We start from the raw sequence: 16,475 nt of genomic DNA, 5'->3' as shown, positions 1-16,475 counted from the left end.
GGTGGTTTCAGTTCAGCGATGGCATGCTGTCGACCAAACTGCCCGCCCAGTGCAGTTTGCGAGACAGAGTGCGGTAATACGAGGGGTTTTGCTCCAGGTGCACCATGAGGGCGCGATGGGGAGCCCGCTGAATCACGCAGCATTCACCAGGAGTCATTACTTCACCGGCGGCACCATCCTTCCAGAGCTTCACCTGGCGATGGGAATCTCCAAGGGGCCAGATCACCAGACGCGACCGCGGAGGCAGCACGATCGGCCGACTGGACAGGCTCATCGGACAGATGGCGCTCACGATGATGGCATCAATCCCTGGGTGAAGAATGGGTCCTCCAGCAGCCATCGCGTAACCGGTGGAACCAGTGGGTGTGGCCAGGATCAATCCATCACCTCTCACCTGATCGACCACTTCTCCATCGATCTCCAATTCCAACGTGCAGGTTGGAGCGAGATCCTCGCGATAGGGGCGCAGATAGATGTCATTGAGAGCCCAGTGCCTCTCAATGACAGATGAATCATCCGGGAGTGTTCCTGAAACCGGACAAGTCAGGGAGTCGGCCCGATGGACCACGGCCTGAAGCATCATCCGTCGCTCCATGGCGAAATGATCCTCCAGAATCCGCGTCCAAATCGTGTCGTTGTGGAGCAGACCTGGCTCATGGGTGAGAAATCCCAGATGGCCACCCACGTTGAAGCAGAGGATGGGAACATCAAGAACAGCCAAGTGTCTCGCGGCTCCAAGAACAGTGCCATCGCCACCGAGCACAACAGCCAGATCGGGAAGCTCGGGCTCAGAGGCGAGGAGACCTGGAAATGGATCGGCCGTGAGGCCACTCATGGCAATCGTGACGGAGACACCCAGCGACTCCAACTGGGATGCACACGCTCTTGCTTCCTTCTGGGCGAGTGGACTTTCAGCTCTATAGATCAGCCAAATCCGTTGAAGCTGCATGGTGAGGGCGCTGCCCTACCAGCGCAGAAGGTTGAAACGTTCCATATCCACTGTGACGCGATTGCGATAAAGGGACAAAAGAATCGCCAAACCAACGGCCGCCTCGGCCGCAGCCACGGTGATCACGAAGACCGAAAACACTTGTCCTCGAATCAACTGTCCATCCACGTAAGACGAGAACGCCATGAGGTTGATGTTCACTGCATTGAGCATCAATTCGATACTCATGAGCACGCGAACGGCATTACGACTGTTGATCAGCCCCCAGACGCCAGTACAGAACAGCACTGCGGCGACAAGGAGATAGGCCTCGAGGGGAACGGAACCGGAAAGCAGCTCAGAAACCATGGGGAAGAAGGGAAGAGGACATCAGGCGGGTGGCTGATCCACCAGCAGAGGAGTGCGCGCCTTTTCAATCAGGCCTTGATCAACAGCTTCTCCAGTTCCAGGGTCAACCGCCTGAACATCACGTCGCGCCAACACGATGGCACCGATCATGGCCATCAAAAGCAATACGGAAGCCAGCTCGAAGGGAAGCAGATAATCGGTGAACAGGTGTTCACCAATGCGGATCGTTGCTCCCTCGCCGATCGGCTCTGGGCCCTCAGCCCAAGGGGTTGTGAGAACCACCCGGGTCAGAAGAACAAACAAGCCTGCACAGACCCCACCAGACAGAAGACGACGGATCACGATCCCAGGAATCGGTGCCAGGTCTTCGCGCTTGTTGACCAGCATGATCGCAAAGAGGATCAGAACATTGACCGCTCCGACGTACACCAGCACCTGGGCGGCAGCCACAAAGCTGGCATTGAGCAGCAGGTAGAGACCAGCGACAGCCAGGAAAACGCCACCCAGCAGGAAGGCCGAATAAACAATGTTGCTGAGGAGCACAACACCGAGGGCTCCCAGAACGATGACTGCGCTGAGAACAAGAAAACTGATCAGCTGCGTCGACGCTGCGATCGTCATTCAGCGCTCTCCTTGCTGTTGTTGGTTGATGTGGCCGATTCTCCCTCATTGGCAGTGGTGCCAGCAGCATCACTCTTGAGAGAAGCAAGAACCTGATCCGGACGCTGTCCTGCCCGTGGACGCGCCGGGTCAACCCCGTGGGGGTGGACTTCACCGGCGGGAAGATACGCCAGTTCCCTCAGGGGTTGTACAGCGGGATCAGTGGTCACGCTCGTGGGTAAACGGCCCAAGGCCACATTGTCGAAGTTGAGGCTATGACGATCGAAAGCTGCCAGTTCGTACTCCTCGGTCATCGACAGACAGTTGGTGGGGCAGTACTCCACGCAATTGCCGCAAAAGATGCAGACTCCGAAATCGATGGAGTAGTTCCGTAATTCCTTCTTCTTCGTCTCCTTATTCATCACCCAGTCCACCACGGGCAGGTTGATGGGGCAGACCCGAACACAGACCTCACAGGCGATGCACTTATCAAACTCGTAGTGAATCCTTCCGCGATAGCGCTCTGAAGGAATCAGTTTCTCGTAGGGATACTGCACCGTCACGGGACGGCGCTTCATGTGGTCGAAGGTGACAGCCAGGCCTTGGGTGAGATTGCGCGCCGCGTCAACGGCGTCGCGGGTGTAGTCACCAACCTGTTTAAGGAAACCGAACATTGTCTGAAGTCAGGTAAGGAGCGGTCTGTCGAGAGGAAACCAGAGGGCCATGATGACGCCGTTGGCGTTCAAGTGTCGCGTTCACCCACCGAAGGCGACGGGGAATGCAAGTTTCAGAGCCGCGGTGACCAGCAGGTTGACCAATGCCAGTGGAAGCAAAAATTTCCAGCCGAGATCCAAAAGCTGGTCGATGCGAACCCGTGGCGTGGTCCAGCGCAGAAGAATGGCAATGAACACCAGGAGGTAGGCCTTCAGGACCGTCATCACAATGCCTGTAGCCCCTGTGATCACTTGAACCAGCGGAGCATCAACAGACTGTCCCAGCCAACCGGCAAGCCATTCCACAGGCACCGGAAATCCCCAGCCACCGAGATAAAGCACTGAAACCAGCAACGCCGAGAGCACCAGATTGATGTAACTGCCCAGGTAGAACAGGGCAAACTTCATTCCTGCGTATTCGGTCTGATAACCGGCCACCAGTTCCTCCTCAGCTTCAGGGAGGTCAAAGGGAAGGCGTTCGCACTCAGCCAGGGCACAGATCCAGAAGATCAGAAAACCCACCGGCTGGCGCCAGATGTTCCAGCTCAGAATTCCAGCCCCTGTCTGCTGGCTGACGATGTCAACGGTGCTGAGAGAGTTGCTCATCATCACCACCGCAAGCACCGCAAGCGCGAGCGGGATTTCGTAGCTGATCGACTGGGCTGCAGCTCGGAGTCCACCCAGCAGGGAGTACTTGTTATTTGATGCGTAACCACTCATCAGCAGACCAATGGGCTGAACGCTGCTGAGGGAGATCCACAGAAAGATGCCGACTCCCACATTGCTGATCAAAAGATTCTGTCCAAAAGGAACGATCAACCAGGACAGAATCACCGGGACGACAACGAGCACGGGGCCAAGCGTGAAGAGAAGCCCATCCGCCCTTGCCGGGATGATGTCTTCCTTCACCAAAAGCTTGAGGCCATCAGCAAGAGGCTGAAGAACGCCAAGGGCTCCGGCATATTCCGGGCCGATGCGCTGCTGAACAGCAGCAGAGATTTTGCGTTCCAACCAGACTGTCACCAGCACGCCGACCACTGCTGCCACAAGCACCAGCAGCATGGGGAGCGGCAGCCAGATCAATCGGGCCGCTTGATCGGAGAGACCGAAACCCTCCAGGGTCTGACTGAAGCTCTGTTCGAGATCCAGACCAGGACTCACTAGAGCCGGTGCATTGGTGGCAAAGAAAGTCACCATGAACTGAGGATTGATCTGTGCAACTTAGGTGCTTGCGGAGGGAAGCCGGTCTTCAAGCGGGCTCCACTGACGCATCGAATGGCCTGTGTAGATCTGAGAGGGCCGGAAAATGCGGTTGGCGCCAAGCTGTTCCCGCCAGTGGGCAAGCCATCCCGCCACCCTGGCGATGGCGAATACAGGCGTGAACAGATCCCTTGGAATTCCGAGCTTGCGGTAGACCAAACCTGAGTAGAAGTCCACATTGGGGAAAATGCCTTTGGGTCCAAGGCGACACTCAGCAGCTGCTTCAAGGGCTCGAGCCACGTCGTACATCTCGTCGTGACCAAAGCGGGCAAACAGCTCTTCTGCCAGCACCTGAAGAATCACGGCCCGAGGGTCTTTAACCCGGTACTCCCGATGCCCGAAACCCATGACCTTGCGTTTGCTGGCCATGGCCGCATCGAGATAATCAGCTGCACGGTCAGCTGTACCGATCTCATCCAGCATGGCCAACACATCCTCATTGGCGCCTCCATGCAGAGGACCGGCCAGGGTTCCAACAGCTGAAGCGACCACGGCATAGGGATCCGTCAGGGTGCTGGCCGTGACCCTCGCACTGAACGTGCTGGCGTTCAGGCTGTGTTCCGCATGCAGGATCAGACAACGGTCAAAGATCCGCGATGCCAGAGGGTCAGGCTCACGCTCCATGAGCATGTAGAGAAAATTGGCCGAATAGGCCAGGTCATCGCGAGGTTGAATCGGATCCTGTCCTTTGCGGATCAGTTGAAAGGCCGCCACCATCGTTGGGATCTTGGCGATCAACCGCACCACGGCGTCATAGATGTATTGGGGGTCATCGATGGCCCGCCGGGAATAAAACAACCCAAGCGAGGCCGCACTCGACTGCAGAGCATCCATCGGATGACCATCCGATGGAAAGCACTTCATCATGTCTCGCACGCGGAAGCTCACCCTTCGGTGCATCTGCACTTCCTGCTCAAAGTCTCTCAATTGCTGAGGGCTGGGCAGTTCACCCCAGATCAGCAAATACGTGGTTTCGAGAAAACTGCAGTGAGAGGAAAGATCATCAACGGCATAGCCGCGATACGAAAGTTTTCCCGCTTGCCCATCGATGTCACAAATTGACGACTGAGTCGCAGGAACCCCTTCCAACCCGGGACGGAACACCAAACCGGTGCGTTCATGACGAATTTCAGCACTCTCGCTCCGACTCACTGTCTCCCTACTGCTCAATGGCAACTTAAACGGAGCCAGGAAGCAGGAGTCGTGGCCTCAGCAACGCCTGAAGCTGAGCATGTCCGAAGGGGTCGCAGGACAGGTCGTCCCAGCAAAGGTGGCAGAACCCCGCCTTGCGCAATCGCAAACTCCCAGGCGCAGCACCGGTGAGTGCAGCGGCCAATCCGCTCAGATCGGGTTCATGGCCGACCAAGAGGCAACGTCCGTGAACAGATCTCACCAGAGGCCTTGGATCACCCCCGGGCGCGAGAGCGGACTCGACCTGGACAGCGGAAGCCAGGCCGGCCTGAACCGCCAGCTCGGCAGTCTCGACTGCACGCCTGTATGGACTGGAGAGCAACAGGTCGGACTGATACCCCAACTTGCTGAGGCGGTCAGCCACCGCGAGAGTGCGCTCCACCCCGAGCTCCGTCAGTGGGCGATCCGGATGGTCCCGGTCATGGTCCCGTTCAGCAGCGATGCCATGACGGAACAGGAAAAGATCAACCGAAATGAAGTCGGGCATGCAGACGCAGGCTGCTCGACTCTCCACTTTGGTCCGACATCAGATCTGGCGCTGCCACCAGAGTGAGGCTCTGCACCGCAGGGCTCAGTGATCGTCCTCCCAGGCCCTGGAGCAGAGTCCATGGACGCCACTTCCCGAGACCATCACGCGCCGGTTCGGCGGCGAGGGCAAACTGTTGCGTGATCGGTGCCTTGGCCAGGTTCCGCAGCACCTGGAGTTGCTGCTTAAGACCACTCGGATCGCCCCCACTACGACGCTGGCGAAGTCCCTCAAGGGTCTGTCCCCACCAGTTCAAGCCAGCATCGTGTTCCAAAGCCACGGCAAGATCCGCCGTCAACGACTCCTCACCATGGCGTCGCTGACGCACCAACCGGGTCCAGACCTCAAGCGATTGCCCATCGGCATCCAGCGTGGATCCCACGAGTCCGTCCTGCTCAAGCTTGCTGCTCACGGCCTCTGATGGTGGTGCATCCGCGCGGCTCCCAAGAAGCCAACCCGCCTCACCCTGTTGCAGAAGCAGTGGACCGGAGTCGAGGGCAACGACGGCCGCCGCCCCTTCAGCAGCGGCGGAGTCCAGCGTCCGTTGAAGCACAGGGGCAATCCACTGCGCCAATGGATTCCGGCTATCCGGATTCATCAATGCCTGAGGCGCTGACAACAGCGCCAACATCTGAGCGTCACCCCCTGTGGCGTCAAGAAGAGCCTCGGCATCAGAACGTCCATCCGCCCCAGGAACCACCGCGTCCTGAAAGCGAACCAAAGCCTTCAGGTCAAGATCCGTTCCATGGGTCACCAGGCCAGCGACCAACCTGGTGAGATCACCACGCTCTGCGATCACCGTCGGAACGCCAAGCCAGCGCTGCATAGCGGCCGGGCTTGCCGTGAGAAAGGCCACACCGGAACCGAACGATGTCAGATCATCGGCGAGACGTGCATCACCTTGAAGGTTCAAACCCTCAAGCTGCGACACATCCAGGGCCTGTTCCAGCACACCTCGACCGGAAGCCAGGAGCAGCAGGTCATCGTCGATCAATGCCGTGGCAATCGGCTGAGGATCGCGACCCAACAGGGCACCCCGACCACTGATTACGCCCATGCCTCGATAACGGGTGATCTGCAAGTCAGTCCCAGCCAGGCTGCGGGTTTGCCAAAAACGCTGCAAAAAGCGTCGAGCTCCGTCGTCGTCCTGACTGGACAGGGCCAGAACCCAGCCCAAACCGCCCTGATCGTCAGCGTTGGAGCTGCTTTGATCCAACACGGCAAAACTGACCTGTGGGCCGATCCAGTTCACCAGTTCGTCATTGAAATTCAGCCCGGCCAAAGCGAAGGCACCATCGCGGAGCTGGCGTGTGCTTTCGCTCGCGGCCTCTCTCTGACGCACCGGAGCGACGGCTCGGGCATAGGCCGGGATGCGAGACGGATCCACCAGCCAATTCAGGGTGAGTTCAGCATCACGGGGCATAAATCGAGCCGCCCGGTTGAGCTCCAGCGGTCGATCAACGATCCGTAGCGGACTCTGTTGTGCCATCACCCACCACACCCCAAAGGCCAGGGTGAGGAGCACCATGGCCGATGCAACCAGAGCGAGCAGGAACGAACGCCCTTTCATTGACTGGCGGTGGAGGACATCACTGTCATCTTCATGCATCCAGGGTTCATGGCCAGCCCGGAGCCAGACTGATGGGATGAATCAACGCACCCCTCAACCCCTGAAAGCCACTGAGCTAGAGGCCTGGCTGCAAAAGAAGCCTGAGTTGACTTTGGTCGACGTTCGTGAACACCGAGAACTAGCGATCGCCGCATTTCCTTATCCAGTGGAACATCTGCCTTTAAGCGCTGCGGAGCAGTGGATGGATGAGATCGACCAGCGACTGCCGGCTTCTCGGACCGTGGTTGTGATCTGCCATGCAGGGGTGCGCAGCTGGAACTTCGGATGCTGGCTCCTGGAACGAAATCCCTCGCAGGACGTTTGGAATCTGGAGGGCGGCATTGACGCCTGGAGTCTTGCTGTGGATTCAACTGTGCCCCGCTACTGAGGGTGATCCCACCATGAAGCCAACGTCGGATTCATGGTGGTCACGTTCGAAACCAGAGAATCATTCGTACGATCGCTCCACCTCAACAGTTGCTGTGGAGCTCCTGCCCCAACGCCAACAGGACGTGCTTCAAGCCACGGTCCATCACTACGTGGACACGATTGAACCAGTGGGGAGCAAAACCCTTGTCCAGCGTTTTGGGCTCCAGGCAAGCTCAGCCACAGTGCGTTCCGCGATGGGAGCCCTTGAGCAAAAAGGGTTGCTGGTGCAGCCCCATCCATCGGCCGGTCGGATTCCCAGCGCGAAGGGATACCGACATTACGTGGACTGCTTGCTGCCGAAGCCTGGAGCCGCCGTTCACCATCTCGAACAGGAACTCACCCAACTGAGCTTGCGCTGGGCTGCACTCGACGATCTGCTGCAGCAGCTAGCAAGACGTCTGACCGATTTCACGGGGCTGATGAGCCTGATCACCGTGCCGCAACCGACAGAACGGCGACTGCATGCGATCCGCCTGGTCCGAACAGAGGAGAGGCTTTTGGTCATGTTGGTGGCTGATTCCAGCCAGACCCATCACCTGAATTTGCGCTTACCCCACGGCAGTGCCCATCAGGTGGCAGCCCTCGAACGTTGGACCGATGACCAACTACGTCGATCCGGACAGCTCGGCTGGGAGTCCCTGCCCCAGCAGCTGCAAACCTGTGGTCAGGCGCTGAGGGAAGCCCTAGAGCACAAGGATCCCTTTATTGGTCCTAGCGAGCAGGGCGCTCACGTTCACGGCGTCTCCAGGCTGGTGGCGCAGCCAGAGTTCAGCGACAGCGCCAAGGTGCGCCCCCTCCTGGATCTGATGGATTGCAATCCAGCCGCCTTCATCCCGAGTGATCCCTCCCGTGATGACTGTGTCTGGATCGGTGGGGAGCATCCCCACACGGCCCTAAGCGACTGTTCCGTGATTCAATCCAGCTATCGCAGCGGAGGAGGTGGTGTCGGGCAGGTTGCGCTGGTGGGCCCGATGCGCATGGCTTACGCCACGGCACGTGCTGCCGTTCAATCTGTAGCGAAACATCTCAACAATCTTCTGAGCTGATTGAACAATCTCAGAGCTGAATCAGAGAGCGTCTCCGAGGCGTTCAGCCACGGTGTTGACGTCCTTGTCGCCGCGTCCTGAGCAATTGAGAACCACTTCGGTCCCCGCAGGGAGTGTGGGGCAGAGGGTTTCCAGCCAGGCGAAGGCATGGGCCGTTTCCAGAGCAGGGATGATGCCTTCCAATCGACTCACGAGCTGAAGGGCATCCAGCGCCTCCGCATCGGTGACGGCTCCATATTCCGCCCGTCCAATTTCGCGCAGGTAACTGTGCTCAGGGCCGACACCCGGGTAATCAAGACCGGCACTGATGGAATGGGCTTCCTGCACCTGACCGTCCTGGTCTTGCAAGAGAAGACTCATCGCCCCGTGCAGCACACCAACCCGACCTTCCGTAATGGTGGCTGCGTGGCGGCCCGTGGCCACGCCGTCACCTGCGGCTTCCACACCGATCAACCGCACATCCGTGCATTCAACGAAGGGGTGGAACAGACCCATCGCATTCGATCCTCCGCCGACGCAGGCCATCAGCACATCAGGAAGCCGTCCGAACGCTTCCCGGCACTGCTGCCGCGTTTCCTGACCGATCACAGCGTGAAAGTCGCGTACCAGCATCGGATAGGGATGAGGACCTGCCACTGACCCAAGGATGTAATGGGTGGACTCCACGTTGGTGACCCAGTCGCGGATCGCCTCACTGGTGGCGTCTTTGAGGGTGGCCGTCCCTGCGGTGACTGGCTGCACGGTGGCCCCCAACAGGCGCATCCTGAACACATTCAGGGCCTGTCTTCGCATATCTTCGGCACCCATATACACCACACAGTCCAGGCCGAAACGGGCGCAGACCGTGGCGGTAGCCACACCATGCTGACCGGCACCGGTTTCAGCAATGATCCGCTTCTTACCCATGCGCAGAGCGAGGAGAGCCTGACCCAGGGCGTTGTTGATCTTGTGGGCGCCGGTGTGATTCAGGTCTTCACGCTTGAGCCAGATGCGCGGACCACCATCAGCACGGCGGTAGTGCTCGGTCAGACGCTCCGCCTCATAAAGCGGTGTTGCCCGACCGACATAGCTCTTCAGCAGCCGATTGAGCTCCGAGGTGAATGCAGGATCCTTCCAAGCCTCAGCGGCCGCCTGTTCCAGCTCGGCCAGAGCGGGCATCAGTGTTTCAGGCACATACTGACCGCCGTAGCGCCCGAAGCGACCCTCGCGAGCAGGACGGGAGCTGACGGCGAGGTCAGCAGCAGAGGGTTTTGGCGGCAGGGTGCTGGTCACGAAGCAACGGACCGCGCGCGCGACCCTTGAGCGATGCCTCAGCGTAAGCAGGCGATCACGCGATGCCGTGGATCACAGGCTTTGATCCGCAGATTTCTAAAGCCGACGGATTGCAGAGCGTCGTGCATATCAAGGCTGAAATAGTGCTCGATATACGGCTCCGTACTTTTGAGGAGGGTGGCAACCGCAGCAGGCAGACGCTGCAGAACCGACGACGCAGGGTCCTGATCCACCATCACCAGTGCACCACCAGGACGCAGCAGCCGAAACGCCTCCGACAGCACGGCATGAATGGCGCTCTGAGGCAATTCATGGCACACAAACTGAAGACTGATCAGGTCGACTGAACACTCCTCCAGGCCCGTCTTTTCGGCCTTGCGATGCAGCCAGCCATCCACGACTCCTTCGCTGTCTCGCACCCTGGCCACAGCGAGCATCTCGGGAGACAGATCCAGACCCTGGATGTGCACTGATGACTCGCGTCGCTTCTCGGCACGCAGGCGCAGCCAGCGGCTGAGATGCTGGGTGCTGACCCCCACAGAACAGCCCAGATCGAGGGCTTGATGCACGGGACCGATCAGCAACGGTTCCACCACCTGATGGATCGCATCCCGCAGACGGGTCTGAGCAATCAGCGGGGACAGAGTCTCATCGGGCCAGATGCGCAGAGCCATCGCATCAGTGGCCTGCTCAGCCTCCGTTGCGGCCTGCCAACAGAGATTGCCTTGTTCGTAAGCATGGAATCGAACGCGGTAGTAGTCAGGCGGCACCAAGCCGGGTGTCGTCACGTCCGCCAGCAGTGGGCTCGCTTGATGAAGCAAAGTCTTGCGACGGGCCCGCCAGGGGATTCCATTGCGTTCAGCCGTACGGATGATCAGCTGCCGGGCCTGAAAGAACAAAGGTCGCCGCAGCCAGCCGATGTTGATCAGCCGCTCAATCCACAGCCCCAGACCTTGGCTCGAATCAGCCCATTGCGGTTGCTGAACAACTGACTTCATCTCAAGAGCTCAATCTCTTCAGACAACAGTCTGAATGCTCAGGAACGACGGTGGGCTGGAGATAAAGTGATATCGACAGCAGGTTCAATCGCTGCCCTCAAGAACCAGTATCAATTGCCAAGTCCCGGATCAAAGGCGTTGGGATCGCAACAAATCCTGAATCAGAGAAGATCTTTAGCTGAGCAGGAACAACCAATCAACCCAACTGAGACAAGCACAAGAGCGCTGGTTTCGAATCCCCCCCCAACCTCAAGCCTCAAAGACATCTAGCTACATTCGCAACCAAAACACATATCAAACAATTCTAGGCAAGCAGACAAGCCCTAGCCAAATACATAGAAGCACCATCGATCTATTGATAAAGGATTCGCCAAATTCAGCAAACCAACAAATCACACCAATAACATGATTAGTCTCATCATCAACTTGGCTGTCCACGCCAGCAATCCCCCCCTAAACCAAAGAAACATCTATCCCGTTGATTTCAAGCCTGGTCTCATCATTCACCCTCAAGCTATGCCTGGACTGATGAATGTTGTTGATCAGATCGCGGATCACTAGTCCAAGGTTTTCCACAGCAGCACTGGGTAAAGGACGAAGCCTTGGGCAAGACTGGCTTGAGCGATCGAGAGTTCCATGCCGAAAGGTGGCTGGCGAGAATTCAGCAGCAGTGAAAGCCTCCAACGACCTGAACCAACCACGGCTGGCACCCCCCGTTCCCAGCAGATTGTTCGGGTGCAGCCGACCCGAGGCGGAAAGGGAGGAAAGACGGTGACCGTGATTCGGGGGTTGCAACTCGATAACGCTGAAATCAAGGCACTGCTGAAAAAACTTAAGAACCGTATTGGCAGCGGTGGCACCGTCAAGGAGGGCGAGATTGAGCTTCAAGGCGATCAAGTGGATCTAGCTCTTGAGCTCCTCACTCAAGAGGGCTTCAGGCCCAAACGATCCGGTGGGTGAATCGGGAGTCAACTGATTGTCGAGACGCAGGCCTGGGAGATAATGGCGGCCCGAATCGCTGCGTCATGTCCTCAACACCCACCTACGGTCAACTCACCAACCAAGGCGCTTCCACCAACATCGCCTGGCACCACGCCTCTGTTGACCGCAACGCCCGAGCTGAACAGCGCGGACATCGCAGTGCCATCCTCTGGTTCACGGGATTGAGCGGAGCCGGGAAAAGCACCTTGGCCAATGCGGTGAATCAGGCCCTGTTTGAACGCGGGTTAGCCACCTATGTGCTGGATGGAGACAACATCCGACATGGCCTCTGCAAAGACCTGGGCTTCTCAGACGCAGACCGCGAAGAAAATATCCGCCGCATCGGTGAAGTAGCCAAGCTCTTCTTGGATTCTGGCGTGATTGTTCTCACCGCTTTTGTCTCCCCCTTCCGAGCTGATCGCGATAAGGCCAGAGCCTTGGTCGAGGACAGTGACTTTCTCGAGATCTTCTGCTCTGCTGACCTAAGCGTCTGCGAAGAACGCGACACCAAGGGCCTTTACGCCAAGGCAAGAGCGGGAGAAATCAAAGAGTTCACGGGAATTTCCAGCCCATACGAAGCTCCTTCAGATCCCGAACTCTCCGTCGACACCGGAGCCGGTGATCTCGAGAGCTGCGTGAATGAGGTCGTCGACGCATTGGTCAGCCAGGGAATCATCCCCGCTCAGGCCTGATCAGGTCACCACTGGCCGGGATGCCTTGACGCTCTGCCCAGGCATCCACCAATGTTTTGAGGCAACTGGCCACGGGAACAGCCAGCAGCAAACCCAGAAGTTCTCCGAAGCCATAGAGCTCTCCTGCCTTGGCGCCGATGGGAAGGGCGATCAGCAACCAGGCCGGCTGGAGACCCACGATGCTGCCCATCAACCGGGGTTGGATCACCTGATCCACCAATTGTCCGACAAAGATCGCCGCCACTAGGATCTCAAGCCCTGTTTTGGGATCCTGAAAGGCAAGAAGTCCGCTGACCGCGATGATCGTGAGGGCGCTTGCGTAGGGAATCAGAGTGGTGAATCCGATCAGAACGGCAAAGAGAACTCCATAGGGAATCTTGAGCACAGTGAAAACGACGATCTGCCCAACCGCCAGGATCAAAGCCAGCAGGACCTGACCGGCAAAGTATCCCCGGAATGTGCGTGAGAGCGTGCTGGTCACCAGTTCACGCCAATCCGTGGGAAGCCATCGGGCCAGGCCAGCCGCAATCGAGCGGCCACCCAGCAGGAAGAACACCGCCAACACCAACACAATCACGGTGTTGATGGTGGTTCCCAGGGTTGCCCCAAGGATGCCGAGCAGCCTCTGGCTGATCTGGCTGGCCACCCGACCGGCTCGGGTGAGGAGATCACTGCTCAGATCACCGAATTCACTAGGCAATCCCCTCGCATCAGCCAAGGACTGAAGGCTTGTGATCCAGCCCTCGGCCTCGCTGAGCAGACCAGGCAAGGCATTGATGAGCTGCCCGAGCTGATCGATCAACAGAGGAACCAGTGTGATCCCCGCGAACACCAACGCACTGATGGTGACCAGAGTCACCATCACGATCGCCATCCACCGGGGCAGGCCGCGGCCGGTGAGCCAAACGCAGGGAATATCGAGCAGAAAAGCGATCAGTGCCGCCGTGAGAAAAAGGCCGGGAAACGGAGCCAACGGAACCGTGAGCTGCCGCAACACAAACAGATTCAGCGTGAGCAAGGGCAATGCCAGGCTCCAGCTCATCCAGCCTGGACCATTCATGGGCCGTTGTCTGTTTTGGGAATTGTGACCGCGAAAGGCCACAATCCAAAACCCTGTCAGCGATCGGTGGCCATGGCGTCGAGATAGGCCGCAGACCCGAGCTCGACCAGGCGTTGATCCTTCGCGGTCACGGCGTCGTGAAGCTGACGTCGATAAGCCCCGAGACGCTCCGACAAGGCGTGGTCTTGGAGCGCCAGGATCTGCGCCGCCAGCAACCCAGCATTCAGCCCGCCCCCGATGGCAACCGTGGCCACGGGAATGCCACCCGGCATCTGCACAATCGAATGGAGGGAGTCCACACCGGACAGGACCCTGCTGCGCACCGGCACGCCGATCACTGGCAGGGTGGTGAGAGACGCCACCATTCCTGGCAAGTGAGCGGCGCCGCCGGCACCGGCCACGATCACCTTCAGACCGCGGTTACGGGCCTCACGGGCAAAGTCCACCATCTCCAGGGGTGTGCGATGGGCCGACAACACGCGCACCTCCACAGCAACGTTCAGCGTCTCCAGAACCTCAACCGCCGGATGAAGGGTGGGGAGATCGGAATCACTGCCCATGATCACGGCCACCTGCGGTGACATCGGTGACTGAACTGGATCGGAAGGCGTCATGGCAACAGGCAAAACGCGCAGGGAAGGCGAGACTTCCATCGTCCCGCACCAGACCGCCCGCATGCGCCGGATCACCCACGTGCGACTGCCTCAATGCCCTGGGTCAACACCAAACCAGGACCTGCACTGGCTGATTCTGAATGAACAAGGCGTGATCACCGAGATCGGTCCCATGCCAGCGATGGCGGGCATGGGAGGAGAGAGCTGGAACGGAGACTGGCTCAGTCCACGGGGGATTGACCTGCAGATCAACGGTGGGCTTGGTCTTGCTTTCCCTGAACTCTGCGTCGACGATCTCCCCCGACTACTGAAGCTTCTCGAGCAGTTGTGGCGTGATGGTGTCGAGGCCATCGCCCCGACCCTGGTCACCTGTGGCGTCGACCCCCTGCGCCGCGCACTCTCCGTGCTGCGCCAGGCCAGGAGCCTGCACCAACAGGGCCGCTGCCGGCTGCTGGGAGCGCACCTGGAGGGTCCTTTCCTGGCAACAGAGCGCCGGGGCGCTCACCCAAGCGAACACATTGTCCGACCCAGCCTCATGGAGCTGGAGAGACGGATCGCCGGATTTGAAACCGAGATCAGCCTGGTGACGCTCGCCCCGGAACAACCCGGGGCAGAGCGCATGATCAGCCATCTGACCACCCTCGGGATCACCGTGGCCCTGGGCCACAGCACAGCCACCGCCGGCCAGGCCGCTGCAGCCTTCGATCAGGGGGTCAGCATGCTGACCCATGCGTTTAACGCCATGCCTGGCCTGCATCACCGGGCGCCTGGCCCCGTGGGGGAGGCCTGCCGTCGCGGCGGCATTGCCCTGGGCCTGATCGCCGATGGCGTTCACGTGCATCCCACCATCGCGGTGTTGCTGCAACGCATGGCCGGCGATCAGATCGTGCTAGTGAGTGATGCACTCGCGCCCTATGGGTTGGCGGATGGTGAGCACCGCTGGGACGAGCGCGTGCTGCACGTGCAAGACGGAACCTGCCGACTGGACGACGGAACCCTCGCGGGCGTGACCCTACCCCTACTGGCCGGCTGTTGCCGGCTCGCCCTCTGGAGCGGCGATGCGGATGGTGCGATCTGGGCCGCGACGATGGCTCCGAGACGGGTCATCGGCATGGATCACAGCGTTGAGGGGCTGGTGGGGCAACCCATTGACCATCTGCTGCGCTGGGACCTGAGCGAAGCGGGGGCATCCCTTGCCTGGCGTGAAGCTGCTTAAGATCCCGCCGACGCACCACCAAGCCGATGACCCCTGAACAGCAGCTGAAGGACAAGCTGGCCGAGAAGCAGGAGGTGAAGGGGTATTTCGAAACCACAGGCTTCGATCGCTGGAATCGCATCTACAGCGAATCCGACGACGTGAACAAGGTGCAGCGCAACATCCGCATCGGCCATCAGAAAACCGTGGATGAAGTGCTGGCCTGGATCAAAGACAGCGGCGAATTCAGCGACGTGAGCTTCTGTGACGCTGGATGCGGTGTAGGCAGTCTCAGCCTGCCCTTGGCGGCGATGGGCGCAGGCTCGATCAGCGCCAGCGACATCTCCGAAGCAATGGCCCAGGAAGCGGAACGCCGGGCCCGCGAGGCCGGCCTCGACATGACCAAACTCAACTTCTTCGCCAGTGACCTGGAAAGCCTGAGCGGCTCCTTCCACACGGTGTGCTGCCTGGATGTCTTCATCCATTACCCCCAGGCAGCCGCTGAAGAGATGGTGAAACACCTCTGCAGCCTCAGCGAGCAACGGCTGTTGGTGAGCTTCGCCCCTTACACCCCACTGCTGGCGCTCCTGAAGAGCATCGGCCAGTTGTTTCCAGGCCCCAGCAAGACAACCCGTGCTTACACCTTGAAAGAGGAAGGCATCGTCAAGGCTGCGATGGCCTGTGGCTACGAGCCTGTTCGACGGAGCCTGAACAAGGCACCGTTTTATTTCTCGAGACTGATCGAATTTCGCAAGAAAGAATGATCAGGAGCCGAAGCGATTGAACAGCTTGAACTCAACGACAGGGGCTTAGTGCTTCACGGGAATGATGTCGCTGATTGCCAAATTCATGGTCCCAACGTTTGTCATGACCTACATCTGGGCAGCATCAGCCTGAAGATGTGCCAGCAAATAGACCTGCAGATTCCCATTTTTAAACACAACGTTTCCCTTTTGCGACACTTCTCGTTCCCCGTTGCGCACCCAGCAGCC

18 protein-coding genes are annotated in these 16,475 nt (G+C 59.0%); 6 read left to right on the top strand and 12 right to left on the bottom strand.

The window, feature by feature from the left end; all coding sequences use genetic code 11:
* Window positions 1-7: 7 nt before the first annotated feature.
* The 8 genes from ACLM45_RS10855 to ACLM45_RS10820 all read right to left on the bottom strand — a co-directional run bounded on the left by ACLM45_RS10855 (window position 8) and on the right by ACLM45_RS10820 (window position 7,196).
* A complete protein-coding gene (locus ACLM45_RS10855; RefSeq protein WP_415409274.1) occupies window positions 8-949 on the bottom strand; it encodes an NAD(+) kinase in 942 nt (313 codons plus the stop codon).
* A 15-nt stretch (window positions 950-964) separates the two neighbouring features.
* Window positions 965-1,297 carry an NADH-quinone oxidoreductase subunit NuoK gene (gene nuoK / locus ACLM45_RS10850; RefSeq protein ID WP_006042999.1) on the bottom strand — a complete coding sequence of 111 codons (333 nt, stop codon included), beginning with the start codon at window positions 1,295-1,297 and terminating at the stop codon, window positions 965-967.
* Window positions 1,298-1,318: 21 nt separating this feature from the next.
* A complete protein-coding gene (locus ACLM45_RS10845) occupies window positions 1,319-1,918 on the bottom strand; it encodes an NADH-quinone oxidoreductase subunit J (protein ID WP_415409272.1) in 600 nt (199 codons plus the stop codon).
* Window positions 1,915-2,571 (bottom strand): NAD(P)H-quinone oxidoreductase subunit I, encoded by a 657-nt coding sequence (ndhI, locus tag ACLM45_RS10840; protein WP_415409271.1) that lies wholly within the window; start codon window positions 2,569-2,571, stop codon window positions 1,915-1,917. The genes ACLM45_RS10845 and ndhI overlap by 4 nt, the downstream gene beginning before the upstream one ends.
* Before the next feature lie 81 nt (window positions 2,572-2,652).
* Window positions 2,653-3,771, bottom strand: a complete 1,119-nt coding sequence (nuoH, locus tag ACLM45_RS10835) for an NADH-quinone oxidoreductase subunit NuoH (protein WP_186473476.1) — start codon at window positions 3,769-3,771, stop codon at window positions 2,653-2,655.
* A gap of 60 nt (window positions 3,772-3,831) precedes the next feature.
* A complete protein-coding gene (locus ACLM45_RS10830) occupies window positions 3,832-5,022 on the bottom strand; it encodes a citrate synthase (protein ID WP_415409270.1) in 1,191 nt (396 codons plus the stop codon).
* A 25-nt stretch (window positions 5,023-5,047) separates the two neighbouring features.
* Window positions 5,048-5,548, bottom strand: coding sequence for a SixA phosphatase family protein (locus ACLM45_RS10825; protein WP_415409268.1), 501 nt, complete (start codon window positions 5,546-5,548; stop codon window positions 5,048-5,050).
* Window positions 5,526-7,196: a DUF3352 domain-containing protein gene (locus tag ACLM45_RS10820; protein ID WP_415409267.1), complete on the bottom strand. Its 1,671-nt coding sequence runs from the start codon at window positions 7,194-7,196 to the stop codon at window positions 5,526-5,528. Before ACLM45_RS10820 ends, ACLM45_RS10825 begins: the two co-directional genes overlap by 23 nt.
* A gap of 37 nt (window positions 7,197-7,233) precedes the next feature.
* Here ACLM45_RS10820 and ACLM45_RS10815 point away from each other — a divergent pair, with 37 nt between their 5' ends.
* Both ACLM45_RS10815 and hrcA read left to right on the top strand, forming a co-directional pair.
* Complete coding sequence (locus ACLM45_RS10815; RefSeq protein WP_415409266.1) at window positions 7,234-7,584, top strand: rhodanese-like domain-containing protein; 351 nt, start codon at window positions 7,234-7,236, stop codon at window positions 7,582-7,584.
* Between the two features lie 94 nt (window positions 7,585-7,678).
* Entirely contained in the window at window positions 7,679-8,671 is a 993-nt protein-coding gene (gene hrcA / locus ACLM45_RS10810) for a heat-inducible transcriptional repressor HrcA (protein ID WP_038005373.1), read from the top strand.
* Between the two features lie 21 nt (window positions 8,672-8,692).
* On the opposite strand, the gene trpB is transcribed toward hrcA, so the two are convergent.
* Both trpB and ACLM45_RS10800 read right to left on the bottom strand, forming a co-directional pair.
* A complete protein-coding gene (gene trpB / locus ACLM45_RS10805; protein ID WP_006042990.1) occupies window positions 8,693-9,943 on the bottom strand; it encodes a tryptophan synthase subunit beta in 1,251 nt (416 codons plus the stop codon).
* Window positions 9,944-9,981: 38 nt separating this feature from the next.
* Entirely contained in the window at window positions 9,982-10,941 is a 960-nt protein-coding gene (locus ACLM45_RS10800; RefSeq protein WP_415409264.1) for a class I SAM-dependent methyltransferase, read from the bottom strand.
* 636 nt (window positions 10,942-11,577) lie between these two features.
* On the opposite strand from ACLM45_RS10800, the gene ACLM45_RS10795 reads away from it, so the two are divergent.
* Both ACLM45_RS10795 and cysC read left to right on the top strand, forming a co-directional pair.
* Window positions 11,578-11,901 carry a translation initiation factor gene (locus ACLM45_RS10795; protein ID WP_415409263.1) on the top strand — a complete coding sequence of 108 codons (324 nt, stop codon included), beginning with the start codon at window positions 11,578-11,580 and terminating at the stop codon, window positions 11,899-11,901.
* 65 nt (window positions 11,902-11,966) lie between these two features.
* A complete protein-coding gene (gene cysC, locus ACLM45_RS10790; protein ID WP_415409262.1) occupies window positions 11,967-12,614 on the top strand; it encodes an adenylyl-sulfate kinase in 648 nt (215 codons plus the stop codon).
* Here cysC and ACLM45_RS10785 read toward each other — a convergent pair.
* Both ACLM45_RS10785 and purE read right to left on the bottom strand, forming a co-directional pair.
* Window positions 12,595-13,674, bottom strand: coding sequence for an AI-2E family transporter (locus ACLM45_RS10785; RefSeq protein WP_415409260.1), 1,080 nt, complete (start codon window positions 13,672-13,674; stop codon window positions 12,595-12,597). The two genes, cysC and ACLM45_RS10785, sit on opposite strands and share 20 nt — an antisense overlap.
* A gap of 56 nt (window positions 13,675-13,730) precedes the next feature.
* Complete coding sequence (gene purE / locus ACLM45_RS10780; protein ID WP_415409259.1) at window positions 13,731-14,288, bottom strand: 5-(carboxyamino)imidazole ribonucleotide mutase; 558 nt, start codon at window positions 14,286-14,288, stop codon at window positions 13,731-13,733.
* A gap of 61 nt (window positions 14,289-14,349) precedes the next feature.
* On the opposite strand from purE, the gene ACLM45_RS10775 reads away from it, so the two are divergent.
* Together ACLM45_RS10775 and bchM are read left to right on the top strand one after the other, a co-directional pair.
* A complete protein-coding gene (locus tag ACLM45_RS10775) occupies window positions 14,350-15,504 on the top strand; it encodes an N-acetylglucosamine-6-phosphate deacetylase (RefSeq protein WP_415411419.1) in 1,155 nt (384 codons plus the stop codon).
* A gap of 26 nt (window positions 15,505-15,530) precedes the next feature.
* A complete protein-coding gene (gene bchM, locus ACLM45_RS10770; protein WP_415409257.1) occupies window positions 15,531-16,247 on the top strand; it encodes a magnesium protoporphyrin IX methyltransferase in 717 nt (238 codons plus the stop codon).
* The last annotated feature ends 228 nt before the right edge of the window (window positions 16,248-16,475 follow it).

Source organism: Synechococcus sp. A10-1-5-9 (assembly GCF_047716785.1).
Classification (GTDB): domain Bacteria; phylum Cyanobacteriota; class Cyanobacteriia; order PCC-6307; family Cyanobiaceae; genus Synechococcus_C.
The sequence above is the reverse complement of the archived record's forward strand: the minus strand, read 5'-3'. Positions and strand labels throughout refer to the sequence as shown.